18 protein-coding genes, 1 tRNA gene and 2 pseudogenes are annotated in these 25,959 nt (G+C 57.9%); 11 read left to right on the top strand and 10 right to left on the bottom strand.

Annotated elements, in window-relative coordinates; translation table 11 throughout:
- Positions 1–138: 138 nt before the first annotated feature.
- From R1T40_RS05595 to typA, 5 genes are all read left to right on the top strand, one after another.
- Positions 139–792, top strand: a complete 654-nt coding sequence (locus tag R1T40_RS05595) for an alpha/beta hydrolase (RefSeq protein WP_106163702.1) — start codon at positions 139–141, stop codon at positions 790–792.
- A complete protein-coding gene (locus R1T40_RS05590; RefSeq protein WP_106163703.1) occupies positions 792–1,040 on the top strand; it encodes a hypothetical protein in 249 nt (82 codons plus the stop codon). The genes R1T40_RS05595 and R1T40_RS05590 overlap by 1 nt, the downstream gene beginning before the upstream one ends.
- Entirely contained in the window at positions 1,037–2,203 is a 1,167-nt protein-coding gene (locus R1T40_RS05585) for an HD domain-containing protein (RefSeq protein WP_317386182.1), read from the top strand. Before R1T40_RS05590 ends, R1T40_RS05585 begins: the two co-directional genes overlap by 4 nt.
- Before the next feature lie 106 nt (positions 2,204–2,309).
- Positions 2,310–2,639: a DMT family transporter gene (locus R1T40_RS05580; protein WP_106163705.1), complete on the top strand. Its 330-nt coding sequence runs from the start codon at positions 2,310–2,312 to the stop codon at positions 2,637–2,639.
- Positions 2,640–2,765: 126 nt separating this feature from the next.
- Positions 2,766–4,586: a translational GTPase TypA gene (typA, locus tag R1T40_RS05575; protein WP_106163706.1), complete on the top strand. Its 1,821-nt coding sequence runs from the start codon at positions 2,766–2,768 to the stop codon at positions 4,584–4,586.
- Between the two features lie 57 nt (positions 4,587–4,643).
- On the opposite strand, the gene R1T40_RS05570 is transcribed toward typA, so the two are convergent.
- The 6 genes from R1T40_RS05570 to recA all read right to left on the bottom strand — a co-directional run bounded on the left by R1T40_RS05570 (position 4,644) and on the right by recA (position 11,299).
- Entirely contained in the window at positions 4,644–5,420 is a 777-nt protein-coding gene (locus R1T40_RS05570) for a class II glutamine amidotransferase (RefSeq protein ID WP_317386181.1), read from the bottom strand.
- Between the two features lie 120 nt (positions 5,421–5,540).
- Positions 5,541–5,828, bottom strand: coding sequence for a DUF1330 domain-containing protein (locus tag R1T40_RS05565; protein WP_106163708.1), 288 nt, complete (start codon positions 5,826–5,828; stop codon positions 5,541–5,543).
- A 5-nt stretch (positions 5,829–5,833) separates the two neighbouring features.
- Positions 5,834–8,485 (bottom strand): alanine--tRNA ligase, encoded by a 2,652-nt coding sequence (gene alaS, locus R1T40_RS05560; RefSeq protein WP_317386180.1) that lies wholly within the window; start codon positions 8,483–8,485, stop codon positions 5,834–5,836.
- Between the two features lie 121 nt (positions 8,486–8,606).
- Positions 8,607–9,152, bottom strand: a complete 546-nt coding sequence (locus R1T40_RS05555) for an MOSC domain-containing protein (protein ID WP_317386179.1) — start codon at positions 9,150–9,152, stop codon at positions 8,607–8,609.
- Positions 9,153–9,226: 74 nt separating this feature from the next.
- Positions 9,227–10,108, bottom strand: coding sequence for a bifunctional helix-turn-helix transcriptional regulator/GNAT family N-acetyltransferase (locus R1T40_RS05550; RefSeq protein WP_317386178.1), 882 nt, complete (start codon positions 10,106–10,108; stop codon positions 9,227–9,229).
- Positions 10,109–10,222: 114 nt separating this feature from the next.
- A complete protein-coding gene (gene recA, locus R1T40_RS05545; RefSeq protein ID WP_106163710.1) occupies positions 10,223–11,299 on the bottom strand; it encodes a recombinase RecA in 1,077 nt (358 codons plus the stop codon).
- 195 nt (positions 11,300–11,494) lie between these two features.
- On the opposite strand from recA, the gene R1T40_RS05540 reads away from it, so the two are divergent.
- Complete coding sequence (locus tag R1T40_RS05540; RefSeq protein WP_317386177.1) at positions 11,495–12,091, top strand: sulfotransferase family protein; 597 nt, start codon at positions 11,495–11,497, stop codon at positions 12,089–12,091.
- Here the strand turns inward: R1T40_RS05540 and R1T40_RS05535 are convergent.
- The 3 genes and pseudogenes from R1T40_RS05535 to guaB all read right to left on the bottom strand — a co-directional run bounded on the left by R1T40_RS05535 (position 12,081) and on the right by guaB (position 17,162).
- Positions 12,081–14,402, bottom strand: a pseudogene (locus tag R1T40_RS05535) (ATP-binding response regulator). The gene R1T40_RS05540 and the pseudogene R1T40_RS05535 sit on opposite strands and share 11 nt — an antisense overlap.
- Before the next feature lie 96 nt (positions 14,403–14,498).
- Positions 14,499–15,674: an RsmB/NOP family class I SAM-dependent RNA methyltransferase gene (locus R1T40_RS05530; protein WP_317386176.1), complete on the bottom strand. Its 1,176-nt coding sequence runs from the start codon at positions 15,672–15,674 to the stop codon at positions 14,499–14,501.
- 39 nt (positions 15,675–15,713) lie between these two features.
- Entirely contained in the window at positions 15,714–17,162 is a 1,449-nt protein-coding gene (gene guaB / locus R1T40_RS05525) for an IMP dehydrogenase (protein WP_106163714.1), read from the bottom strand.
- A 188-nt stretch (positions 17,163–17,350) separates the two neighbouring features.
- Between guaB and R1T40_RS05520 the strand changes: the two genes are divergently transcribed.
- The 5 genes and pseudogenes from R1T40_RS05520 to R1T40_RS05500 all read left to right on the top strand — a co-directional run bounded on the left by R1T40_RS05520 (position 17,351) and on the right by R1T40_RS05500 (position 24,118).
- Positions 17,351–18,499 carry a CaiB/BaiF CoA transferase family protein gene (locus tag R1T40_RS05520; protein ID WP_317386175.1) on the top strand — a complete coding sequence of 383 codons (1,149 nt, stop codon included), beginning with the start codon at positions 17,351–17,353 and terminating at the stop codon, positions 18,497–18,499.
- A gap of 122 nt (positions 18,500–18,621) precedes the next feature.
- A pseudogene (locus R1T40_RS05515) lies at positions 18,622–20,668 on the top strand (ASKHA domain-containing protein).
- A gap of 67 nt (positions 20,669–20,735) precedes the next feature.
- Positions 20,736–20,809 (top strand) — tRNA-Gly (locus tag R1T40_RS05510).
- Between the two features lie 740 nt (positions 20,810–21,549).
- Positions 21,550–22,257 carry a DUF6998 domain-containing protein gene (locus tag R1T40_RS05505; RefSeq protein WP_317386174.1) on the top strand — a complete coding sequence of 236 codons (708 nt, stop codon included), beginning with the start codon at positions 21,550–21,552 and terminating at the stop codon, positions 22,255–22,257.
- Positions 22,258–22,615: 358 nt separating this feature from the next.
- Positions 22,616–24,118 carry an LA2681 family HEPN domain-containing protein gene (locus tag R1T40_RS05500; protein ID WP_317386173.1) on the top strand — a complete coding sequence of 501 codons (1,503 nt, stop codon included), beginning with the start codon at positions 22,616–22,618 and terminating at the stop codon, positions 24,116–24,118.
- A 275-nt stretch (positions 24,119–24,393) separates the two neighbouring features.
- Here the strand turns inward: R1T40_RS05500 and R1T40_RS05495 are convergent, their stop codons facing one another.
- On the bottom strand, positions 24,394–25,809 hold the full coding sequence (locus R1T40_RS05495) for a DUF4365 domain-containing protein (protein WP_317386172.1): 1,416 nt from the start codon (positions 25,807–25,809) through the stop codon (positions 24,394–24,396).
- Between the last annotated feature and the right edge of the window lie 150 nt (positions 25,810–25,959).

Raw genomic sequence — 25,959 nt, 5'->3', positions numbered from 1 at the left:
TCAATGCGTATCTCAGCTTGACAAGGTGCCGGTCTTCACCTGCGCCTCTTTAGAATAGTTCTAAGGTGCCAGAGAAAATTCGTCAAGTATTTGTCCCCGGCCCCTCGCCAAAAAAAGCAGAGTAGGATCCACCCACCCATGCCTGAGGTCATTTTCCCCGGACCCGAAGGACGCCTGGAAGGCCGTTATCACCCGCAAAAGGAAAAGGACGCGCCGATCGCGATCGTGTTGCATCCCCATCCGCAATTTGGCGGGACCATGAACAATAAGGTGGTCTATAACCTCCATTATGCGTTCTACAACATGGGCTTTACCGTGCTGCGGTTCAATTTCCGTGGTGTCGGGCGGTCGCAAGGTGAGTACGATCAGGGCGTGGGCGAACTGTCCGACGCGGCCTCCGCACTCGATTACCTGCAGTCCATGAACAACAACTCCAAGCATTGCTGGGTTGCAGGCTTCTCCTTTGGCGCCTGGATTGGCATGCAACTGTTGATGCGTCGTCCGGAAATCACCGGCTTCATCTCGGTTGCCCCGCCAGCCAACATGTATGATTTCTCCTTCCTTGCGCCCTGCCCGTCATCCGGCTTGATCATCAACGGCTCTGCGGATCGCGTGGCTCCGCCCGCGGACACCGTCAACCTTGTGAACAAGCTGCACGAGCAGAAGGGGATCACCGTCACCCACAATGAGATCGAAGGGGCTGACCACTTCTTCCAGGAACCGCATCTGGACACCATGATCGGCAACGTGTCGGACTATGTGAAGCAGCGCCTGACCGAGAACACGCGCTGATGTCGACCCTGGACACACTGGCTGCAAAGCTGGCGGAGGACACCCTCAAGGTCCAGGATGCGTTGGGCGAGGACCGGATGTATATGGAGGTCGCCCAGGTTTTGGGGGCGGCCTCCCAATCGCTGGAAGAAGCATTTCTGACCGAAGTTCGTATTCGGTTGGCGGAGCGCAAAGCGCGCGATTTTATCAATTCAAAGCTCGAGACTGCCAAGGCAGCCCTCGAAGCAAAGGCAAAAAAACTTCTATGACCAGCGACCTGCAGCAGCAATTCGAGTTCCTCTCTGAAATCGAAAGGCTGCGCCAGGTGGATCGCCAGACTTTGCTGCTGGACGGCAGTCGCCAGGAGAACTCGGCTGAGCATTCCTGGCATCTGGCGCTCTATGCGCTGGTTTTTGCGCCCTATGCGCCCCCAGGCGTGTCGATACCACGTGTCATCCAGATGCTGCTCCTGCACGACATCGTGGAAATCGATGTTGGGGATCATCCAATTGACGAGCCCACGAACTGGACCGCGGTTGCAGAGGCCGAGGATCGTGCCCAGAAGAGGATCTTTGACCTGCTGCCAGATGTGCAGGGACAGGCATTGCAGGCCTTGTGGCAAGAGTTTGAAGCGGCTGAAACGGTTGATGCGCGCTTTGCAAAAGCATTGGACTACTGCCAACCAATCTTTCAAACGCTTTGCGCCGTGTCGCCTCCTGTAGATCACATGCGCGTTGTGAAAGAAAACCTCACCACCGGGCGCGCTACAACCCTGAAAGACCGCTTTCCCGAAGCCTTTAGCGCGGCAAATACGCTTCTCGCCGGGCAGGAGATCGAAGACGAAGCCTTTGCAGCCCGCCTCGCGTTTCTGTCCGAAGCCGATCGCCTCAAGACGATCCTGCGCGCCTCGCGCATTGCGGCGGGCACCCGGTTTGAGAACTCCGCCGAACACAGCTGGCACATCATGCTCTACGGGTGGGTCTTGGCGGATCACAGCGCAGCCGACATCCAGGCGCACCGTGTCCTGACCATGCTCCTGCTGCACGACCTGGTGGAGATAGACGCGGGCGATGTGCCGATCCACTCAAAGCTTGATGCCGACACCTTGGCCCGTATCGAGGCCGAAGAACTGGCCGCGGCACAGCGCCTCTTTGGCTTGCTGCCAGAAGCGCAGGGCGAACAGTATCTGAAGATCTGGCAGGAGTTCGAGGCTTCGCAGAGCCCGGACGCGATCTACGCCAAATCCATCGACAGGGTGCAGCCGGTGCTGCTGAACATTGCCACAGGCGGCGGCAGCTGGATCGAGTATGACGTCACCCTGCCCCAGATCGACGCCCGCGTCGGTGCAAAGGTCGCCCGGGGCGCGCCGAAGGTCTGGGATCATGTGCGCGCGCGTCTGCTGCCCTGGTTCACGGAACACGGCAGGCTCTGAACCGAAGATCCTGCATTTCCCCCCTTGCATAATGCCGGATGACGAGATTTGACGAGCATGTCGCCCCACCTCAGGCTTGGCGGCAGGTTCGTCAAAAGGACACCACATGCATTATCTCTACCTGATGGCCGCTGTGCTGGCCGAAACCATCGGAACAACCGCGCTTCAGGCCAGCCAGCAATTCACCCGGCTGTTGCCATCCGTGATCGTCGTGGTCGCCTATGCTGCATCTTTCTTTCTGATGAGCCTGACGCTGAAATACATGCCGGTGGGCATTGTCTATGCGATCTGGTCGGGGCTTGGCATCGTGCTGATCGCCGCCATCGGGTTTATCGTATTTGGTCAACGCATTGATCTGCCTGCAATCGCCGGCATGGTGATGATCATCGCGGGCATTCTGGTGATCCACCTGTTTTCGTCCAGCTCAAGCCACTGACCCACGCTCAGGGCTCCCTCCTGATGCGGCAGCGCAGCGACAGTTGCCAGCCTGTCCTGCTTTTGCACTAGCCATTCGGGCTTTATCACGGTATGCGCGCCGCAACCCCAATTAAAGGCATAACTCATGGACCTGCGCAATATTGCGATCATCGCGCACGTCGACCATGGTAAAACAACCCTGGTCGATGAGCTACTGAAACAATCCGGCGCGTTCCGCGAAAACCAAGCCGTGGCAGAACGTGCCATGGATTCCAACGATCTGGAACGCGAACGCGGTATCACCATTCTGGCGAAAGCCACCTCGGTTGAATGGAACGGCACCCGCATCAACATCGTCGACACCCCCGGCCACGCCGACTTTGGCGGCGAAGTTGAACGTATTCTGTCGATGGTAGACGGTGTTGTGCTGCTGGTGGATGCGGCAGAAGGTCCGATGCCACAAACCAAATTCGTCACCTCCAAGGCGCTGGCCCTCGGCCTGCGTCCGATCGTGGTGCTGAACAAGGTCGACAAGCCCGACGCGGAACCCGATCGCGCGCTGGACGAATGTTTCGACCTGTTTGCCAACCTTGGCGCCGATGACGACCAACTCGACTTTCCCGCCATGTATGCCTCTGGCCGCTCCGGCTGGGCCGACATGGAACTGGACGGCCCGCGAGAGGATCTCTCCGCGCTGTTCGATCTGGTTGTGAAGCACGTCCCCGCACCCAAGCAGATCGCCCATAAGGAAGAGCCGTTCCGCATGCTGGCGACCACCCTCGGCGCCGACCCGTTCATGGGCCGCATCCTGACCGGTCGCGTCGAAAGCGGCACGCTCAAGGTTGGCGAGAGCCTCAAGGCGCTGACCCGTGATGGCGAGCTGATCGAGAACTTCCGCGCCACCAAGATCCTGGCCTTCCGCGGCCTGTCCCAACAGCCGATCGACCTGGCCGAAGCCGGGGACATCGTCACCGTCGCCGGCATGGCCAAGGCAACCGTGGCTGACTCGCTGGTCGATACCTCGGTGACCGAGGCCCTGCCCGCCCAGCCGATCGATCCGCCCACCATCACCGTGACCTTCGGCATCAACGACAGCCCGCTGGCTGGTCGCGACGGCAAGAAGGTCCAATCGCGCGTGATCCGGGATCGCCTCATGAAAGAGGCAGAGCTGAACGTGGCCATCCAGGTCACCGACACCCCCGGCGGCGAAGCCTTCGAGGTTGCTGGTCGTGGCGAACTGCAGATGGGCGTTCTGATCGAGAACATGCGCCGTGAAGGGTTCGAGCTGTCGATCTCCCGTCCGCAGGTGCTGTTCACCGAGGAAAACGGCCAGCGCATGGAGCCCGTCGAGGAAGCCACCATCGACGTGGATGACGAATACTCCGGCGTTGTGATCGAAAAGCTGACCGGCAACCGCAAGGGTGAACTGGTTGAAATGAAACCCGCAGGCGCCGGCAAGACTCGCATCATTGCCCATGTGCCGTCGCGCGGTTTGATCGGCTATCACGGCGAATTCCTGACCGACACCCGCGGCACCGGCGTGCTGAACCGCGTATTCCACGGCTGGACCGCGCACAAGGGCTCGATCCCGGGCCGTCGCGCTGGCGTTCTGATCTCCATGGAGAACGGCCAGTCCGTCGCCTACGCTCTGTGGAACCTCGAAGAGCGTGGCAAGATGTTTATCGGCGCTCAGGCCGACATCTACCAGGGCATGATCATCGGCGAACACAGCCGTGAGAACGACCTGGAAGTGAACCCGCTGAAGGGCAAGAAGCTGACCAACGTGCGGGCCTCCGGCACCGACGATGCGGTCCGGCTGACCACCCCGATCACGCTGTCGCTGGAAGAGGCCATCGCCTACATCAACGACGACGAGCTGGTGGAAGTCACCCCAACCTCCGTGCGTCTGCGCAAACGCTACCTCGACCCGCATGAGCGCAAGCGGATGGCAAAGTCCAACAACTGATAAATGCAAAAAGGCCCGGTCAACCAAGACCGGGCCTTTTCATTTGTGCAAGTTGCCTCAGGTTTGCGGAACAAAATCCTGGATCACGGCCTCATCCGCCGTGTAGCGACAGATGGATCCCGCGGGCACCGCTTCCCAGCATTCGCCCTTGTGCAGCGGTTCCGACACCACAAGACGTCCGGTGCCATCGGCGGTCCGGCTGCTGTAAACCGTCGGCGCCAGATGGTCGGAGGCATATCGCACCGCATAGAGCGCCTGACCACAGCTGAAGGCCGCGCCGATGCGCATATGCGGTGTATGGCCGAACTCGCGACTGAGGGCTTCCATCTTGCCCACCGCGCGCTCCATCGCGCCCTTTGGATCCTCGAACAACCCTTCCGAGATCGCGATCAGGAACAGCGCCTCGCTGTCGGTGGCGCCCTTGCGGGCCCCGTAGAGGTCATCCGGGATCATCATATCGGCGCGACGGCGAAAATTCTCGAACCCGCCAACCTGACCGTTGTGCATGAAGGACCAGCAGCCATGGGTGAACGGGTGACAATTGTTGCGGCTGGTTGCAGTGCCGGTGGAGGCGCGCACATGCGCCAGAAACAGGCCGGAGCGTACCTGATGGGTGATCGACCGCAGGTTGGGATCGGACCAGGCCGGATGCGTGTCGCGATAAAGCCCCGGCTCCTCGCGGCTGTCATACCAGGCAATGCCAAACCCGTCGGCATTGGTCTGGGTCTTGCACTCAAAGGCATGCACCGACTGCGCCACCAGGGATTGCTCCGGCTTGCTTACAACTTCGTCCAGATGGACAGGGGTGCCGATATAGGCGGCCCAACGACACATGATGTTCTCCTCGTCTCGTCGGCGCACCCTGAGTGCCCGACGTCGAGGCGCTGTTAAGCACAAAAAAGGGCCACGCGAAACGCGCAGCCCAATCTTCCGCTTTGCACAGTTTTTCTGTGCTCAGGCGTCGGTTTCCACCACCATCAGCTCCCGCTCGGAGGCGTCGCGCGCATGGCTCAGCGCTTCCTGATATTCGGGGCTGTTGTAGCAATCGACCGCCGCATCCACGCTGGCGAATTTCGCCACCACATTGCGGGGGCGTTCCTTGCCTTCCAGCTGAACAAAACGGCCCCCACGGGCGATGAATTCGCCGCCGTGCTTGGCGATCGCCGGGCCGGCCAGTTCGGCATATTTGCCGTAGGCCTCGGCGTCGGTCACGGTCACATGTGCAATCCAAAGTGCGGGCATGGTTGTTATCCTTCCAAAAGAGTTTCGGCTGCCTTGATAGCTGCCTCGGCACCGGCGAAGTCCTTGCCGCCGCCCTGCGCCATGTCCGGTCGGCCACCGCCGCCCTTGCCGCCAACAGCCGGAACGGCCGCTTTCAGGACGTCCACGGCGGACACCTCGCCGGTCAGATCATCTGTCACGCCCGCCGCCACGGCGACCTTGCCGTCGTCCTCGGCAATCAGCAGGATCACACCAGAGCCGATCTTCTGCTTATGCGCATCAATCAACCCGCGCAAATCTTTGCCGGACACACCCTGCAGCGCCTGACCGAGGAAGGTCTTGCCGCCAATCTCCTTGGTCTCCGCGCCGCCATCCGCGCCGCCGCCCATGGCGATCTGCTGCTTCAGGTTTGCAATTTCGTTCTGCAGTGCGCGCCGCTCATCCATCATCGCCTTGAGGCGGTCCATGACGTCCGCAGGCTGCGCCTTCATCACCCCAGCCACTTCTGCCATGCGGTTGGCTTCCTGCTCGAGGTAGCGATAGGCGGCAGCGCCGGTCAGCGCCTCAATCCGGCGCACGCCCGCAGAGGACGCACTGTCGCCAAGGATCACAAAGGTGCCGATGTCACCGGTCTGCTTCACATGCGTGCCGCCGCAGAGTTCGATGGAGTAAGTATCGCCATCCTGCCCCTTGCCAGTGGCCGCCTTGCCCATCGAGACCACGCGCACCTCTTCGCCGTATTTCTCGCCAAACAACGCCTGCGCCCCAAGCGCGCGCGCGTCATCAGGGGTCATGATGCGGGTGCTGACGGTTGAGTTTTGACGAATGAAATCATTCACTTCCGTAGAGATCTTCGACAAGTCCTCGGCGCTCACCGCCTTGTTGTGGCTGAAATCGAACCGCAGGCGGTCGGCAGCATTGAGCGAGCCCTTCTGCGCCACATGTTCGCCAAGCGCATTGCGCAGGGCTTCGTGCAGCAGGTGGGTGGCAGAGTGGTTGGCACGGATCTGGCCACGACGCGTGTGGTCCACTTCCATCGCGGCACCTTCGCCCACGGCAATCTCGCCCTCGGTGATCTCCGCGATATGCAGGAACAGGCCTTCGACTTTCTTGGTGTCGGTGATGCGCGCCGCGCCACCTTCGACGGTCAGCACGCCGCTGTCGCCCACCTGACCACCGCTTTCGCCGTAAAATGGTGTCTGGTTCAGAACGATCTGAACGCTGTCGCCCTTCACGGCCTTGTCGAGCTTGCCGCCATCACGCACCAGCGCAACGATCTGGCCTTCGGCTTTTTCGGTTTCATAGCCGAGGAACTCGGTGGTTCCCTCAGCATCAACGATATCAAAATAGACCTTCACATCTGCCGCGTCACCAAGGCCGATGCCACCGGCGCGGGACTGCTCTTTCTGCGCCTTCATCGCGGCGTCAAAGCCGTCGGTGTCGACCTCGACCCCCTTGGCGCGCAGGGCGTCCTGGGTCAGGTCCAGCGGGAACCCAAATGTGTCGTAGAGCTTGAACGCCGTCTCGCCGGGCAGGATGTCGCCTTGGTCGAGATCGCCGGATGCATCGTCCAGAAGCTTAAGGCCGCGATCCAAGGTCTTGAGAAAGCGGGTTTCTTCCTGCTCGAACGTCTCCTCGATCAGGGCTTGGCCCTGACCCAGCTCAGGATAGGCGGCACCCATCTGGCTGACCAACGCCGGCACCAGCTTGTGCATCACCGGATCGGACGCGCCCAGCAAGGAGGCATGACGCATGGCGCGACGCATGATGCGACGCAGCACGTAGCCACGGCCTTCGTTCGAGGGCAAAACACCTTCGGCAATCAGGAAGGAACAGGAGCGCAGGTGGTCGGCGATGACGCGATGATGCACGTTCTGATCGCCAAAGGGCTCGCTATTGGTCGCGGTTGCAGAGGCCTCGATCAGGTATTTGAACAGATCGGTCTCATAGTTGTCATGGGTGCCCTGCAGCAGCGCTGCGATGCGCTCCAGCCCCATGCCGGTGTCGATCGACTGCATGTCGAGATCAACCATGGAGCCATCCGCAAACCGTTCATTCTGCATGAATACGAGGTTCCAGATCTCGATGAACCGGTCGCCGTCCTCTTCCGCAGAGCCCGGAGGGCCGCCCCAGATATGATCGCCGTGATCGTAGAAAATCTCGGTGCAGGGACCGCAGGGACCGGTATCGCCCATCTGCCAGAAGTTGTCAGAGGTGGCGATGCGGATGATGCGATCCTCGGGCACGCCGACCTTTTTCCAGATCTCGAACGCCTCGTCATCGGTGTGATAGACCGTGGCGTAAAGCTTGTCCTTCGGGATGTCGAATTCGCCGGTAATCAGCTCCCAGGCGAAGGGGATCGCCTCGGGTTTGAAATAATCGCCAAAGGAGAAATTCCCCAGCATTTCAAAGAAGGTGTGGTGGCGCGCTGTATAGCCGACATTGTCGAGGTCATTGTGCTTGCCGCCAGCGCGGACACATTTCTGCGCCGAGGTCGCGCGCACATAATCGCGTTTGTCCACCCCGGTGAAGCAGTTCTTGAACTGCACCATGCCGGAGTTGGTGAACATCAGCGTGGGATCGTTGCGCGGCACCAGCGGGCTGGAATCCACAACCTCATGGCCCTGCTTGGCAAAATAGTTCAGGAAGGTCGACCGGATGTCGTTCAAGCTGGGCATGTCAACGCGGCTCTCTAGATGTGATTGGAACAGTCCAAAGCGGTGTATCGCGCCCATGCAGGGCTGTCCACCGCCCAAAGCAAACGTGCTCCAATCGCTTTTTCAAAAGGGCTTTGTCATCTCAGATTTTGATCAAAACATCCCCGTTGGCGATGCGTCCGCCCTGCTCTACCGAACACAGGATACCCCGCAAACGGGCCGTCCGGAATTCGGGACGGTTAACCCAGGCACGCGCGTCAGCCCCATATCGTGCCTGCCACTTCACGCAGCCATCATTGAATATGTCGGAAACCTTCAGTACCGCACTGCCGGCCTGTAACAGCTGCCCCGGCGGCAGGTTGCCTTCGGTCAAATCCATATCCACGACGAAGGTATCGCCTGGGTGCGGTGTATTTTCACGCTCTCTCCAAACCAGATCCAGCACTCGCTTTGACAGAATGCAAATCTGGATACCCGGATGACCAGATCCGTCTTGTCGCGTCAGCCATGGACGTGTGCCCCAACGCTCTCCGGGAATGCCCTGCTCTGGCGTCACATCAACCGCATCCACAAAGCGCCGTTGATTGTAGCCGGGACGCAAGCAGAGCATCGTAATCTCTGCCTGGTCTTTGGGCGCGGCCTGCACTTCAGGCGTCGCCGCCATCAACTGTTCAAGCGTCGGGACCATGATGCCTCCATATGCAAAGCTGCAACGCATACAGTGCTGACACAGGATAAGAAGCTATGTCTACGCAAAACACTTCAGAGCATCTTTTCAAAGAAATGGTCGGCATCGGGGTTATCATTATATCGGGCGATTTCCCGATAGCCGAGCGCATGATAGAGGGAAACCGCCTCTTGCAAATGCCGACTGGTGTCGAGCCGCACGCTGGCGTAGCCCAGCTCCCGCGCCTCGTCCTCTAGGGATCGCATCATGTCTCGTGACACACCCTGCCCGCGCCAGGCGGGATTGACCCAGACCCGTTTGACCTCCGCACAGTTCTGGTCGATGGGTCGCAAGCCCCCACTGGCGATGGCCATGTTGTCCTGAACTGCCAACAGGAACACGCCCCGCGGCGGCAAGAAGTCCTGCCTCTCTGCCTCACCCATCTCGGGCACAGCAAAACTGCGACCAAAGCGGTCAGACAGCTCGCTGGTATATTCCGCCATGGCATAGGTCACGTCCGGCTCTGTCGGCACAGCCCGGCGGATCCGTGGCTGTCTGGACCCGAATGTGGCGCTGACCAGATCGATCGCCGCCAGAAGCTCCTTTCGTTTCCGACTGCGGCCTAGAAGCTCCTGTGCGTGCTGATCCGAAAGTGCCTCATAGGCGTCGAACTCCCTATGTCCCGCATCCGTCAGCGTGACACGTTTCTGTCGCGCATCCTCGGTTTGTGAAGGCGCCGCGACCACCAGCTCCTCGGCCTCAAGCACGCGCAAATGCCGGCTGAGAAGCCCCGAATCTAGCCCGAGATACGACCTCAGGTCGCGGAGTTCCTCTTTGCCTTGCCCGATCGCCTGCAACACCCGGGCCAGACCAAGAGGTCGCCCCCGTCCGAGAAACGATTGATCCATCGCCCCCAATTCAGATGTGACCACCCGGTTGAAGCGACGAAGACGGCGGATTTCACTTTCAGAGATCATACTATAGGAATCCTTGGTCAGAATAATTACCTGACTTATGTCAGGTAATTATTCATCGCAAGAAAAAACCGGCCCGTAACAGGCCGGTTTTCAATCTCAAGCTTGTGACGCTACTCAGTCCGACGCCAAGACATCATCGTCTTCACCGCCACCCGGAGGCATATCGAAATCCAAACCGTGTGCGCCACGGATTTTATCTTCAATCTCCAGCGTTATACGCTTGTGATCGCGCAGATACTGCTTGGCGTTTTCGCGCCCCTGTCCGATCCGCTCATCTCCATAAGAGAACCACGCGCCGGATTTATTTACCACACCGGCAGCAACGCCAAGATCCAACAGCTCGCCCATCTTGGAGATGCCCTCGCCATACATGATATCGAATTCGACCTGCTTGAACGGCGGTGCCACCTTGTTTTTCACCACCTTCACGCGGGTCGCATTGCCAACCACCTCGTCGCGATCCTTGATCGAACCGATGCGACGAATATCGAGACGCACGGAGGAGTAGAACTTCAGCGCATTGCCGCCGGTGGTGGTTTCGGGCGAGCCGAACATCACACCGATTTTCATGCGGATCTGGTTGATGAAGATTACCATGCATCTGGAGCGACTGATGGAGCCGGTAAGCTTGCGCATTGCCTGGCTCATCAGACGGGCCTGCACGCCGACGCTGCTATCGCCCATGTCGCCCTCAAGCTCGGACTTCGGGGTCAGCGCGGCCACCGAGTCGACGACCACCATATTGACCGCGCCGGAGCGTACCAGCGTATCGGTAATCTCCAACGCCTGCTCACCGGTGTCGGGCTGTGAGATCAGCAACTCATCCAGATCTACACCCAGTTTGCGAGCATATTGCGGATCCAGCGCGTGTTCCGCGTCCACAAAGGCGCAGACACCGCCCTTTTTCTGCTGCTCGGCAATGCAATGCAGCGTGAGCGTGGTCTTGCCCGAGCTTTCCGGGCCGTAGATCTCGATGATCCGACCCATCGGCAGGCCACCAATGCCAAGCGCGATATCCAGCCCCAGAGAGCCGGTCGAACTGGCCTCGATCTCCTGCAGAGCTGTGCCGTCGCCGAGTTTCATGATCGAGCCCTTGCCGAACTGCCGTTCGATTTGGGCGAGCGCGCTGTCCAAGGCTTTCTGCTTGTCGCCGCTCTTCTTGTCGTCCTTCATGGTCAATAGATCCGCCATAGTACCCGTATCCTTCTCTATGTGTCACACCCGGAGGCGGACGACAATCACTGCTTTGTTCTCCTCTTGTTCCTTATGGGGTCAAAACGAGAACATTACAAGACAAATTCACGTCTCTCCACGGGACTGGCAACGCGGTTAAAGATTGGTTTACAACTTGAGAGCAGTTTGAATTATTGCCGGGACTTTAACGTCATGATGGTCTTTTACGGAGCCAAGCTTGTGCTCTTGTCGGTGCCCAAAACCGGCTCAACAGCGTTGCAATCCGCCCTTCGACCGCACGCAGACATGGTGATCTCAGACCCGCCGGAGCTGAAGCATTCGCCGCTCTATCGCTACAATCGTTGGGTGCGCCCGATGTTTGAAAAGGTATGTGGTGCCGAGTTGGAGGTGGTGGCCATCATGCGCGAGCCGGTCGACTGGCTTGGCAGTTGGTACCGATTCCGACAGCGGCCGCATCTGAACGGGCGACCGACATCGACCCGAGAGATCAGCTTTGACAGGTTTGTCGACGACTATTGTCGCGGCAAGCGGCCAGCGCATGCAGAGGTGGGCAGCCAGGCGAAGTTCCTTGAGGCACAGCCGAATGGCTGCCGCGTTAGCCATCTGTTTGCATATGAGACACTCGCCCCGTTTCATGCCTTCCTGCGGGATCGCACGGGGGTGGATTATGAAACCAGATCAGAGAATGTCAGCCCCGCGGGTGACCTGACCCTACGGGCGGCAACGCGAAAGAAGCTGGAGCGCAAACACCCGGAGGAATTTGCGCTCTATGCCTCAATCAACCCGTGATTTCGCCCAGTTGGGACTGGACCGTCTCGGTCAGTTGGCTAAGCGAGAATGGCTTGGCCAGGAACACGGAATTGGGAACGTCCGGTTCCGCATCGCCAAAGGCCCCTTCGGAGTAGCCGGACACAAACACCACCTTGGTTCCAGGGCGTTCCTGTAGCGCCTTGCGCACCCAGGTGGGGCCATCCATGCCCGGCATGATCACATCGGTGACAAAGACATCGACGCTGAGATTCGGGTCTTCAAGCGTGTCCAGCGCCTCTTCGGCGGACTCGGCCTCAAGCACTGTGTACCCCCGCATGCGCAGCGCGCGAGAGGCAAAGGCACGGACCGGCGCCTCATCTTCCACCAGAAGCACCACGCCCTCGCCATGCTGGGCGGCTGCGACCTTGGTCTTGATGCTCACTTCCGGCTCGCTGTCCTCACTGGCCGCATCGCTGCGAAACACCGGGAAATACAGCATGAACTTGGTGCCCTGGTTCAACGTCGAGTCAACGAAGATAAACCCACCGGTCTGCTTTATGATGCCATAGGCGGTAGACAGGCCAAGGCCAGTGCCCTCTCCGGTGCGCTTGGTGGTGTAGAACGGCTCGAACACCTTTTGCAGCTTGTCCGGTGAAATCCCCGTGCCCTCGTCGCTGACCTGAATGGTCACCCACTCGCCAGGCGGCACCACCGCGCGATCCCGTTCCAGTGCCGTATCGAGCACAACCACCTCGGTTTCCACACGGATTTCGCCCCCCTGCGGCATCGCATCGCGCGCGTTCACCACGAGGTTCATCAGCACCTGCTCCAACTGCCGTTTGTCGGCGCGGATGGAGCGCATGACCGGATCGTGACTGAGCGTCAGAGAGACCTTTTCGCCCACCAATCAATTCAGCAGATGCGTCAGGTCCGAGAGGGTTTCGCGCACATCCAGCACTTCGGGCTGCAGGGTTTGCTTGCGTGAGAAGGCCAGAAGCTGGCTCACCAGCGCGGCGGCGCGATTGGCGTTCTCGTGGATCTGGATCAGATCACCATAGTCCTGATCGCCTTGGTCGTGACGCAGCAGTAGCAGATCGCAATGACCCGAAATTGCCGTCAGCAGATTGTTGAAGTCATGCGCCACACCACCTGCAAGTTGACCGATGGCCTGCATTTTCTGGCTCTGCGCAAATTGTGCTTCCAGTGTTTTCAGTTCCGTCGCATCGTTCAGCACGGCCATCAGAAGGGGTTCGCCCTCCTCAATGACCCGGGTGAGCGTCACCTGAACAAAAACTTCCTTGTCATCGCGCGACACCCGCAAAAATTCGGACTTGTGCGGAGCCAGCCCCTTTGCGGTTTCCTGCAGCCAATCATTCATCGGCCGGCCGAGACCTTCCATCAGCTGCCCCAGTTGAACGCCTTCGGCCTGTTCGATCCCCAGAAGCCGCATCGCCATGCGGTTCACCGACAGGACCTCGCCGCCGGGACGCACTTTCAGCAGCGGCACCGGCAGGCTCTCGAAACCGGTGTGCGGCCCACTGTCCTCCACGGCGGCTTTCATGAAGTAAAGCTCACTACGTCCCTGCCCGCGCCCGTGTTCGCTGACGAGCACCTCAACCGCGCCGGACTTGGTCATGATCGTATTAAGGCGCCCCGGGATCACCGGCAGCGATGTAAACAGGCGTTCGGTGGACTTGACGCGCTCCCCGATCAGGCTGCGCGCCGCCTCATTCATGAACAGCACCGCACCTGTGCGCCCGACAGAGATCATCGGCACCGGATTGGTATCCGCAGTGCGCCCAGCGGGACGTTCGCCCAGATCCTCAACGCGCCACAGGAAACTACCATTGGCCATTTCATGCACGGACAGGCGCAGGTGCCCCCGCCGTGTCACGATATCCTCGCGCCCCGATCCTTCGAGCTTGGCCCGGCTCTGTAGGCGGAACAAAACCGCCGAGGGGTTGGCAAGGACGGACCGAAGCGTGCCTGAGATTGTCTCGCTCTCCGTGCCCTCAAACCGCTTCATCGCTGCGGTGTTGCAGGCGTGGATCAGCCCCTCATCATCCGTGACAAAGCTGGGCGAGGCGTCCTTGTCGATGAAGCCCGACAACAGCTCGCTCGCCATCGCGCGGGCGCCTTGCCGCATACGTGTCTGTACGAAGATCAATGCGGCGACACCACCCAACGTCAGCCCAACCGCGACAAGCGCACGTCCGATCCAATCGGGAAGCGGCAGAATCCAAGGCAGAACAACAAACAGCAGCGACAGAACAAACGTCGCAACGAGGCGGGCTTGTTCGGGTGTCTCTACCTTCAGGTTTGGTACAATTGAAGTCGCGCGACCGATCATTTCGGCTCCGTTAACAGTCTTCGTGCCGCACTATCGTGCCAACCATGGTTAAGGCGGAGTTAATCTCAGTGAGGAACGACAAAACTTTCCAATAGATTAATGCTTTCCAGGTCTCCGGAACATCGAGACGTAAAAGCCGTCGGTACCAGTATGAACATGCCATGCGTGTTCGCTCAAGTGCTCCCACTCCGGATGCCGGTCCAGAAACGCCCGGGTTTGATTTCCGTTTTCCACATCCAACATTGAACAGGTGGCAAATGCGAGCACGCCTCCGGCTGCCACCAATGGAGCTGCGGCATCCAGAATATCACCCTGCACCGCAACGACGTCGTCGAGTGCGTCCTGTGTCAGACGCCATTTCCCTTCGGGATCACGACGCCAGGACCCGGACCCACTGCAAGGGGCATCACAGAGAACCAGATCGAACGGCGCGTACTGTGCCAGCTCTTCTGTTGTCATGCAGGGAAGTGAAACACCGGCGCGTTCTGCGCGCTCGGGTACGTCCTTCATCCGGCGTGGGTCCGCATCGTGAGCATAAATCTGCGCGTCCACGCGCCCGGCCATGGCCAAGGCCTTGCCACCGCCACCCGCACAGAAATCCAGAACCCGCTGTCCGTCATGCAATGGCAAGGCATCCACGACCGCCTGACTTGCGGCGTCTTGCAATTCTACAAAGCCTTGCAGGTAGCTTTCGGAATTCTTAACGCGCCGCGCACCGTCGGTCACAGTCAAGGCACTCGGGGACACGGCCTGCGGCTCGGCGATGATACCGCCCTCTGCCAGACGCTTGATCGCAGCGTCACGATCTCCCTTGCGCAGGTTCACACGCAGATGCACCGGCGCACGTGACCGCAAGGCCTGCGCGGCCTCCAGCGCCTGATCGCCAAGACTGCGTTCAAACAGCGGCCATAGCCATTCCGGCAGGTCATTTTCCTCGGCGACGCTTTCAAACGCACGCGGACTGACCTGCTCCGCCTCATCAAGCGGCTTTGGCGCATGACCTTCTCCGTGGAAGAGGTCCGCGGGATCCAGCCCCTCGGCCCGCAGCGCACCGATCATTAGTCCACGCCCCGTCAGAGCTCCGCCCAAAGCAGCATGGGAGCGCTGACAACGCAGCGCCTGAAAAACATGATCACGGACCGCCAAACGGTCCTTGGAGCCCGCGTAGCGACTGCGCCGGCCCCAATTCGTCAGAGCCTTCTCCGCAGCCTCACCGGCGAGGATCTCGTCAAGGATTTCAGTCGCCGCCTGCACGCGGGCCCCGGGGGTCATATGCGCCCCCGCAGGATTTCAACGCGCACCGCGTCAGCCTTAGCCAATCCGGTAGTTGGGCGATTCACGGGTGATCTGGACGTCATGAACATGGCTCTCCTTGAGGCCCGCACCGGTGATGCGGACGAATTCACAGTTCTTGCGCATGTCATCAACGGTTGCACAACCGGTATACCCCATGGCGGCACGCAAACCGCCGACGAGCTGGTGGATCACCGCGCCTGCAGACCCTTTGTAGGGAACCTGACCCTCGATGCCCTCGGGAACCAGTTTGTCGCTGGCGGCATCCTTCTGGAAATAGCGATCCGCAGATCCACGCGCCATGGCTCCCATGGAGCCCATGCCGCGATAGGATTTGAACGAGCGCCCTTGATAGAGGATGACTTCGCCCGGGCTTTCGTCAGTCCCGGCAATCATGGAACCAACCATGGCACAGGATGCACCAGCGGCAATTGCCTTGGCAAAATCACCTGAGAACTTGATGCCACCGTCGGCAATCACCGGGGTCTCGCCTGCCGCCGCGGCACAATCCATGACAGCCGTCAGCTGCGGAACACCCACACCTGCAACCATGCGGGTGGTGCAAATGGAGCCTGGGCCGATGCCGACCTTCACCGCATCCGCTCCGGCATCAATCAGGGCCTTGGTTGCCGCCGCGGTCGCGACATTGCCCGCGATGACCTGAACGCTGCTCGACAGCGCTTTGATCCGCTTCACGGCTTCAATCACACCTTCGGAGTGACCATGGGCCGTATCCACAACCACCACGTCAACGCCTGCGTCAATCAGCGCTTCGGAGCGTTCGAACCCGCTATCGCCGACAGAGCTGGCTGCCGCCACGCGCAGGCGACCAAGGTCATCCTTGCACGCCGTCGGGTTCAGAACCGCCTGTTCGGTATCTTTGAGGGTCAGCAACCCGGTGAGCTTTCCGTCCTGATCGGTCACCAGCAGTTTTTCGATCCGGCGCGCTTTCATAAGGGACTTGGCTTCTTCGCGCTCTGCGGGTTCGCGCAGCATTGCCAGATTGTCCGAGGTCATCATAACCGACACCGGCGTATTGTCATCGGACGCAAAGCGCATGTCGCGATTGGTGACGATCCCGACCACACGGCCGCTGTCGTCCACCACCGGGAACCCCGTCACGCGATACCGCTCCTGCAACGCCTTGGCGTCGGCAAGAGTCTGATTTGCCTGCAATGTGATGGGGTTGTAGACGATACCGCTTTCGAACCGCTTCACGCGTCGCACCTGCTGTGCCTGCTCTTCCACATCCAGGTTTTTGTGGATCACACCCATGCCGCCGGACTGCGCCATAGAAATCGCCATACGTGACTCTGTCACCGTATCCATCGCGGAACTCAGAAGTGGGATATTGAGCGAGATTGAGCGGGTCACCCGCGTGCGTGTATCCGCCATATTTGGCAGGACACTGGATGCGGCCGGAACCAGCAAAACATCGTCAAAGGTAAGGGCCTCACGAATCTGCATCTGTCTTCCCCATGCATAACACCGTTTGGCGGTGACCCTATGGCACAGTTCATCAACATGGGAAAGAGGCGCTGATCGTTTTTCGCCGCATCGCGGCGCACCAGTTGGGGTTTTTCTGACCGAGGTCAAAGAGCTGTTGCAATCCTATCCTATAGCCAGAAAGTGAAAACAAACGCCTGGAGAACAACATGACCGGCCCTCTTGATGGAATAACGATCCTCGATCTGACGCATGTGCTCGCTGGTCCATATGCCTCTATGACGCTGGCCGACCTCGGCGCGCGTGTCATCAAGGTCGAGCGCCCGGGCACCGGAGACGACACACGAAGCTTCCCGCCATTCAAAGATGGCGCAAGCGCGTATTTTGCCACCATCAATCACGGCAAGGAAAGCATCGCGCTTGACCTGAAAGATGTCGAAGATCGTACTGTTTTCGAAGAACTTTTATCTCGATCTGATATCATACTGGAGAACTATCGCCCTGGCGTTATGGAGCGGCTTGGTTACGGCTGGACAGATTTAAGCCTGAGGTATCCGAAGCTGATCTACGGGGCCGTCTCCGGGTTTGGCCACAGCGGCCCCGACAGCCAGCGCCCTGCGTATGATATGGTGGTCCAGGCGCGCGGCGGCGTCATGTCGATCACGGGCGAGCGGGATCGGGAACCCGTGCGCGTCGGCGCCTCCATCGGAGATATCGCGGCAGGCATGTTTCTCGCACAGGGTGTCCTTGCCGCGCTCTTGCAACGCCAGCAGACCGGCAAGGGGCAAAAGATCGACATCGCCATGCTCGACTGTCAGCTCGCCATGCTGGAACACGCGATCGCCCTCACCTCCGTGACCGGTGAAGCGCCGCGCCCCTGTGGCGCACGGCATCCGTCGATCACACCGTTTGAGACGTTTCACGCAGAGGATGGGTTATTCGTCATCGCGGCTGGCAACGACGTCCTTTTTGCGCGTCTCTGTGAAGCATTACAGTTGCCGCTGGCAACTGATCCGCGCTTTGAAACCAACCAAGCGAGATGCGAAAATGCTCGCCTTCTCAAGCGATTAATCGAGGCTGTTACACTGGGCCACAACATGCGCCACTGGATCGAGCTGCTCACCGAAGCGGGTATTCCCACCGGGCCGATCCAGAACGTCGCCGAGGTGTTGCAGGATCCGCAGATATTGGCGCGCAACATGGTCGTTGATGTCCTCGACCGCGCTGGGCATCCAGCTTATGTCGCCGCAGGAAACCCTATCAAAATGAGTACATTGGCGGACCCAACCACACGCGGCCCTGCCCCGACACTCGACGAACACCGGCAGGCGATACTGGATTGGCTGGCCCAAGGCTGACATGAGTTTGGAATTTACTGCGAACATGCCGCCCATGAGCCAAAATATGACGGTGATTGCCTTTCGCTTTGCAATAACTGGCCTATGCTTCGCTTAAATTGCGGAACATAAGGGTTTGAGGCATGTCAGACGATCCCCTCGTTGTGTTTACACCATCCGGTAAGCGCGGCCGTTTTCCTGTCGGCACACCGGTGCTTACCGCGGCACGTCAGCTCGGGGTCGATCTAGAACTCGGTCTGCGGCGGTCGGGGGATATGCTCTAAATGCCAGATCACCCCGTCCTATGGCGAGTTCTCCAAACATGGCGTCACGGTCGCCGATGACGCGCTTTCAGAATGGAACAAGGTCGAACAGCGCTACCAGGACAAACGCGGGCTGATCGACGGGCGGCGTCTGGGCTGCCAGGCCAAGATCGAAAAGAACGTTGTGATTGACGTGCCACCTGAAAGCCAAGTTCACAAACAGGTGGTGCGCAAACGGGCCGAGGTCCGGGATATCGTGATGAACCCGTCCATCCGCATGTTCTATGTGGAGGTAGAAGAGCCGAACATGCACAAGCCTTCCGGTGATCTGGAACGGCTGTGTGAGGCACTGGAAAACCAGTGGGATGTCAAAGGCGTAAAGACCGATCTTCACATTCTGCGACAGTTGCAGCCGGCATTGCGCAAAGGCGCTTGGAAAGTCACGGTTGCAGTGCATCTGGGCAATGAAAGCCAACCGCCCCGTATCATGCATGTCTGGCCCGGGTATTATGAGGGCACTGTATATGGGCTTGCGGTGGATCTTGGCTCTACCACGATCGCGGCGCATTTGTGTGACCTCAAAAGCGGGGAAGTTCTGGCCTCCTCCGGCATCATGAACCCGCAAATCCGCTTTGGCGAAGATCTGATGAGCCGCGTGTCCTATGCCATGATGAACAAGGGCGGCGATCTGGAAATGACCCGCATCGTGCGCGAGGGCATGAACGCATTGTTCGCGCAGATTGCGGAAGAGGCGCAGATCGACCAATCGCTGATCATGGATGCGGTGTTCGTCTGCAACCCGGTCATGCACCACCTCTTCCTCGGCATCGATCCGTTCGAGCTGGGTCAGGCCCCCTTTGCGCTGGCAACGTCAAACGCACTTGCACTGGAAGCCAGCGATCTGGATCTGAAACTACACCCTGCGGCCAGGATCTATCTTCTGCCCTGCATTGCGGGCCATGTTGGCGCCGATGCCGCGGCGGTGGCTTTGTCCGAGGCGCCGGACAAATCAGAGGATCTGGTGCTCATCGTCGACGTTGGAACAAACGCCGAGATCCTATTGGGGAACAAGGAAAAAGTCCTGGCTTGCTCTTCTCCGACCGGGCCTGCCTTCGAGGGTGCTCAGATTTCCTCGGGACAACGCGCTGCACCCGGCGCGATCGAGCATGTTGAAATCAATCCCGAGACCAAGGAGCCGCGTTTTCGCGTCATTGGGTCGGAGCTCTGGTCTGATGAGGATGGGTTTGAAGAAAGTATCGCAAGTACCGGAATTTCCGGCATTTGTGGCTCCGGCATCATTGAGGTGATCGCAGAGATGCGGATCGCTGGGTTGCTGGATGCAACCGGCCTGATCGGGTCCGCCGCGCAAACCGGAAGCGCCCGCTGCGTGCCTGAGGGGCGCACCAACGCCTACCTGCTCTGGGACGGCAGCGCGGATGGTGGACCACGCATCACCGTCACCAACCCTGACATCCGCGCCATTCAGATGGCCAAGGCCGCGCTTTATTCCGGCGCCCGTTTGCTGATGGACAAGATTGGCGTCGACACGGTTGATCGTGTGGTTCTGGCGGGTGCCTTTGGCGCACATATCTCCGCCAAACACGCAATGGTCCTCGGGATGATCCCGGACTGTCAGCTGGACAAGGTCACAAGCGCTGGCAACGCCGCCGGAACCGGGGCACGTATTGCCCTGCTCAACACCACTGCACGTGCTGACATCGAGGCGACGGTCCATCAGATCGAAAAGATCGAAACCGCCGTAGAGCCTCGTTTTCAGGAGCATTTTGTCAACGCCTCAGCAATACCGAACTCCTCCGACCCGTTCCCGATCCTTGGCACGCTACTGACCCTTCCGGACGTCAGCTTTAATGTGGGTGGTGGTGACGGAGATGGATCAGGTGGCCGGCGTCGACGGCGACGGGGCTGACCGCAGAAATCAGCGGCGGCGCTCTTGACGACCTCAGCGCCGCCGCATAAAGCTCTGCATCAAGAGCGCGGGTATGATGTAATGGTAGCCTGTCAGCTTCCCAAGCTGAACGCGCGGGTTCGATTCCCGCTACCCGCTCCAAAAGATCCTAAGTAAAACTCCAAAATATGAGACACTTACGTGCCGAACCTCACTGAAGCACGGCATGCTTCGTGGCCTTGGAATGGGAAAAATAGGGAACAAAATGGAAGCTTCGGGAGTCTAAGTCCCGAAGTAATTCCCGAAGATATCTGCGCAATGGCGACCTAAGTGAGGGCCTCAATTTCTGGCATCGGATTGGATTGTGCGAAGCACCTCGGACCGTACCATTTCGCGCGCCTCTTCCATCGTGTTCACACGACCATGTGTAGCAGGCAGGCACCATGTCGCCCAAGTCCAAGGTAGGGCACCGTTGAAGGTGTGTTCTTCAAACCTGATACGCCCAACACCTTTTCCTCGGTATCGAATGACCCAATCGTCAGGCTCCCAGGTGCCGCCAATTATGCATCGTCTCATTGTCCACATAGGGTGTGGAACATATAAAGAACATACCGTGGGTCAAGACTCAAAATATAGCCAACTCGGCGGGTCACTCAATTCCCCTCGTGTTGCCGCACGATGACTGCTGTCAGCCCAATCACGACATTCATGCGAGGTGCAGCAAAGGCATGCTGCAATCACGAACGTTTTTCGGAGAGCGGACCTTCGAACTGTTCAGATGACCAAGGTGATGCTGCGCCTGCCAACCTTGGTCAGTAAACGAGGGCAAGTTGACCTTGTGACCGAAAAAAGTTCATGGATATTCTCAACGATTCGATGAACAATTGCCGGTATGGAAAATTATGTCTCAAACGCTTTCACAAACCCAAATAATTCGTTCACTTGGACAGGCTCTTGAGTGGTTTGAAAAAGAAATCGGTTGGGGCGTCCCTCCAGGTGAGTTGGGCCACTTGACGGGCAGGATCGGAGAACTTTACGCGGCAATGGTGACGCGGGGGCAAATGGCCTTGGCCACAAACCAACGTGGCTACGATGTCGTGTCACTTGAGGGAGAATACATTTCGGTCAAAACGGTCACCAGTTCGAATCATGTAAAGTTTCGTGCCAGCACTTTCGAAATTGTGCAGCGCGTGATTATCCTCCGACTGGTGGTTGAAGATGATTCAGTTTCTATTGAAGAAATACTTGACTGCCCCGCAGAGGAAATCCGCAAGAGAGGTGTAAACGGAGATGGTACATATACTGTACCTATCAGCGGCTGGCGGGCGGAAGAAAGTACAGAGCAGGCGCTTAACACAGGACGCCAACGTTTATCTGTTCCAGAGCTCAAACGACTTAAAGAGACCGGAAGTGCAAGTTTCAAATCTCACCGGATAGTTCAGTATGAGAACGGTTCTATTTTGGTGGAGACAGATGGGATGGTTCAGGAAGTGACAAAGCCAATTCTTCGGGACATTGCCAAGCAAGTTGGGGTCGAGATCCTGAATGGATCTGGGAACATGAAGAATACTCGTTCACTTGGCGCAGATATAATTAAAAGTCTATCATAAATTCATGGTGCCGGTCCGCCAGGAAACGCTAGCGGCCTATTACGCGTGCAACGCTAGTTTAGGTCTCATGTGCGGATGACGGCAACCAGCCCAATCAGGTCATTCATGCAAGGAGCGGCATGCGTCATACTGCATGCGCGAACGGTTCCCGGGAGCGGACCTTCGAACTGCTCTTATGGCCAGGGCGACGCTGCGCTTGGCACAGATATGAGCAATGCGCAGATTGCGACCTTTGCAAAGTGTGAGCTGTTTCCGACAGCGGCCATTCGTGTAGAATGCGGCGAAAGCCAAATGCGAGCCCTTTGTGCCTAAGTCCGTTATCCTACAAGTCACAAAGTCACTTCAGAGCAGATTGCATATGAAATATTATGAGACCTTGGAAGATTTCGGCATGAACAACTACGCAGATATCGGATTGGCTATCGATCTAGCCGCAGATGCCGGAGACCTTCCGAAACTCAATGAGTCGGTTTGCGCGATTGACGCATTGCTCGGCCAGGAGGGGCAGAACAAGGCCGTTTTGTTTTATTTTCGAGCCAATGCCTATTCGGCTCTTCGAACGACTGATCCCGAGTTTCAAGGGCGCCAGTTCGATTGGAAACAACCGGAACTGACCAACGAAATCATTTCTCTTCGAGAAGCAATCCGCTCTTCAGAGTTCGCGGACTTGGATATCGTTCGGCGTTGTCAGGTACTGACAAATTTGGGCAATGCTCTCGATGCCGTTGGCCGACCGATTGATGCACTCGCCGCTTGGGACGAAGCGCTCCAGATTGAACCCAAATTTGCAATGGCCCTAGCGAACCGTGCCATCGGGCTATCTGGTTACAGTGCAGCATTCTACGATCCAGGACATCAATGCGTTTTCTTGGCCGGGGCTGCGAAAGGTTTTGAATTTGCCCTTGCAACCGATGCCATATGGGACAGTGAATATCCCGACTCCGTGCAAGAACAGCTTGAAGCGAAGCATCAGCATGTCCGTGCATACTTGGCGGTGAACTGTGATCTGGATGGCTTTGATCCAGACAAGTATGAACTCGGTGACACGTCTGACGCGCGAGCTTTCAACTGTTGGCGTTTGCAGCATCGCTTGTTCCTAAATCCGCTGAATGACATCGGGGCGCACAGCATCGCCGCACAAGATGTGTTTCATCTGCCCAATCACACTTACGGCTTAGACGATCCCGTGATTTTTCCAAGATACTTTGACCTTCTGAAACAGGAGTATGTCGCTGCATGCACCTTGCTGTTCGAAGGGCTGGAGGGAGACCGGGCTTACGCGGCTGACCAAACCTTGTTGGGGTTCGAGCACGCTGACTATGCTATCAACACGGTGCAAACAGAGAAGCAAAAGGCCGCGTTTCGCATGGCGTATTCGCTGCTCGATAAATGTGCTGTATTCATCAACGACTACTTCAAACTGGGCCATGATCCCCGCAGTCTGAGCACTTCGTTCAGAAACGTCTGGTATTGCGGAAGAGGAGCCAAGCGTGTTCTTCACCCAAACCTACCAATCAAGAATTGGCGTTTGCGCGGTCTCTATTCGCTGTCATTGGACTTGTACGAAAATGACTTCCGAGAGACTGCGTCACCTTTGGCACATCAGGCTTGCGACGTCCGCAATGCGGCAGAACACCGGTTTGTGTCCGTACACGAGATGTTGTTGCACACCGGTGACATCGGAGCCTGCTTGGCACTGAGCGCCTCTGACTTGGAAAGCCAAGCTCTGCGCATGTTGCGCTTGGCTCGATCAGCGATCATCGGCTTGTCGCTGGCGGTTCAGCATCAAGAGAAACACTTGAAAGAAAAAGCGTCAGACTTGGTGATGCCGATCCTCGCCATTCCGAAGGACCCTCGCTGACACGTGGCATCGCAGTCATCGGCCTTTGCTTTTGCCAAAAGCGACAGCACACTGTTTCCGTGGTGGCAATGGCGGGTTCCCCTTCTCCTTAGCCGCGTGTGTCCGCTTTTGCTTACCTCGTCGTTCCGCACCATGTCCGCTCAGGGCTGCCTGCGGTCTCTTACGTCAGCGACGGTAGCCGTCCAGGCGGGTGATCAACCCGCTGCTCGGCCGCAAGTCCGGTGTGAGCCCGATTTTCCAGATGCTGCTCGGCGCACAAATGTTTTGTCCACATTTCAGTGGCCTGATTTGGCTGTAATGCCGACGTCAAGAATTTCTCCATTGACAAGTTTTCGGATAGGAACGCCGGGCAAGGGCGGCTCATGCGCAGAAATCGTACCAACCCCTGACATGATCGAAATCATCTCATCGTGGAAACCGACCTGATCCCCATTCGACTTCTGTGCCAGATCATCAATATGGAATGGTTTTTTGTCATCGTACCAGTCCTCGAGCCAAGCAACTAGAGGTGTACAAGGATGGTCAAGGTAGCGGAGAAGGATCTGATCCTTCGGAATATTGCCAATCGTTCGGTCAAGATACTCTGTCATCTCGTTGAAGTACATGATCTGTGATGCTCGAACTTGTGTTGAACCTTCATTCTCTCCTCTCGCAAAGTGTTGGATCTCATAGTAATCGAGATATTGATTGAAACGGATTGCAAAGACATCCGTATAGGGACCAAAAGCCTCCATACCTTTACTTTCATCGAAGTTCGCGTAGACTTCAATCTGCACAGCCGGGATAAGGCTAAGCGTAAAGTACTGGTTGTCGTGCACGTCGGCGTGCTCGCGCGTACGAAGAAAATCCACCAGAGCTCGACCGTTGGTCGTTAGTGGTGCGATGAAAGTTGGTTGCTCCATCTTTCGGTAGAGGGAGTCGTTAATGTCGTCGATATCGATCTTTGCAATGCCATGGTCGGTCAACAGGCGGATATACTTCACTATGAACGGGTAGATATCGCCCCTAGAGAGCGTGTATGCGATAGACGTATCCTTGCCACGACTAACAACCTGTTTCCGAATGCGCTGAAGCAGAATGCTCGCATGAAACTGAACCTTGCTGCAAAGTCCCCAAAGCCCTCCGACGAATAGATCAAGCGCACTAATCGTCACAGCTGCTGCGCCATGACCGACCGTGATGGTGGATGCGGCCATCTCATTTGAGAGCAAGGTCAAGCGGTCCGCATCATAAACTTCTAGGGCAAACAATGTGACAAGATAACTCGCGAACGCTTTATCGACCTTGTTTGATTTGGATATGACGATATGGGTACTTGAAGAAGCCTGGCCCTCATCGTCGGGCACGTAGTTTGTAACGTGGTGCCAATAGACTTCGTCATCTTCCGGATGGTAAACGAACAAAAACAGGTGAATTGACATTTGCAGCCAATATTCAAGGTCCGCAGGTCTAGCATAGAACTTGAATTGATCCGGTCGATCAGCATTGACATAGCTCATCCCGGATTTCACCTGCGCACCGACGATCTTGCCCGTAGGAAAATCTCCAAGGCACACTTCTATCGTCCCATCGACGCCGACATCTTCTTGAAGTAAGTCACGCCAAATTAGGTCATGATCGTTACATGCTTTTTCAACGGCGAGTAGTCCTGCTTTCTCGGCAGCCGCCGAACTCGATCTTCTTTTGGGCAATGGTAGTCTCCCGCCTGCGCTAGGATCAGATAGATGGCCAAACTTAGAGCAACGCTGTCATCGGTGATAGCGGCAATTTCTTGGCAACTGGTTTCCGAGAGCTGTCATTGGAGTGGCGGCAGCGAAAGAGCGCTTCGTCCCGCACCACTG

Source organism: Tritonibacter scottomollicae (assembly GCF_032924845.1).
Classification (GTDB): domain Bacteria; phylum Pseudomonadota; class Alphaproteobacteria; order Rhodobacterales; family Rhodobacteraceae; genus Epibacterium; species Epibacterium scottomollicae.
This window is presented reverse-complemented; position numbering and strand designations above follow the sequence as displayed.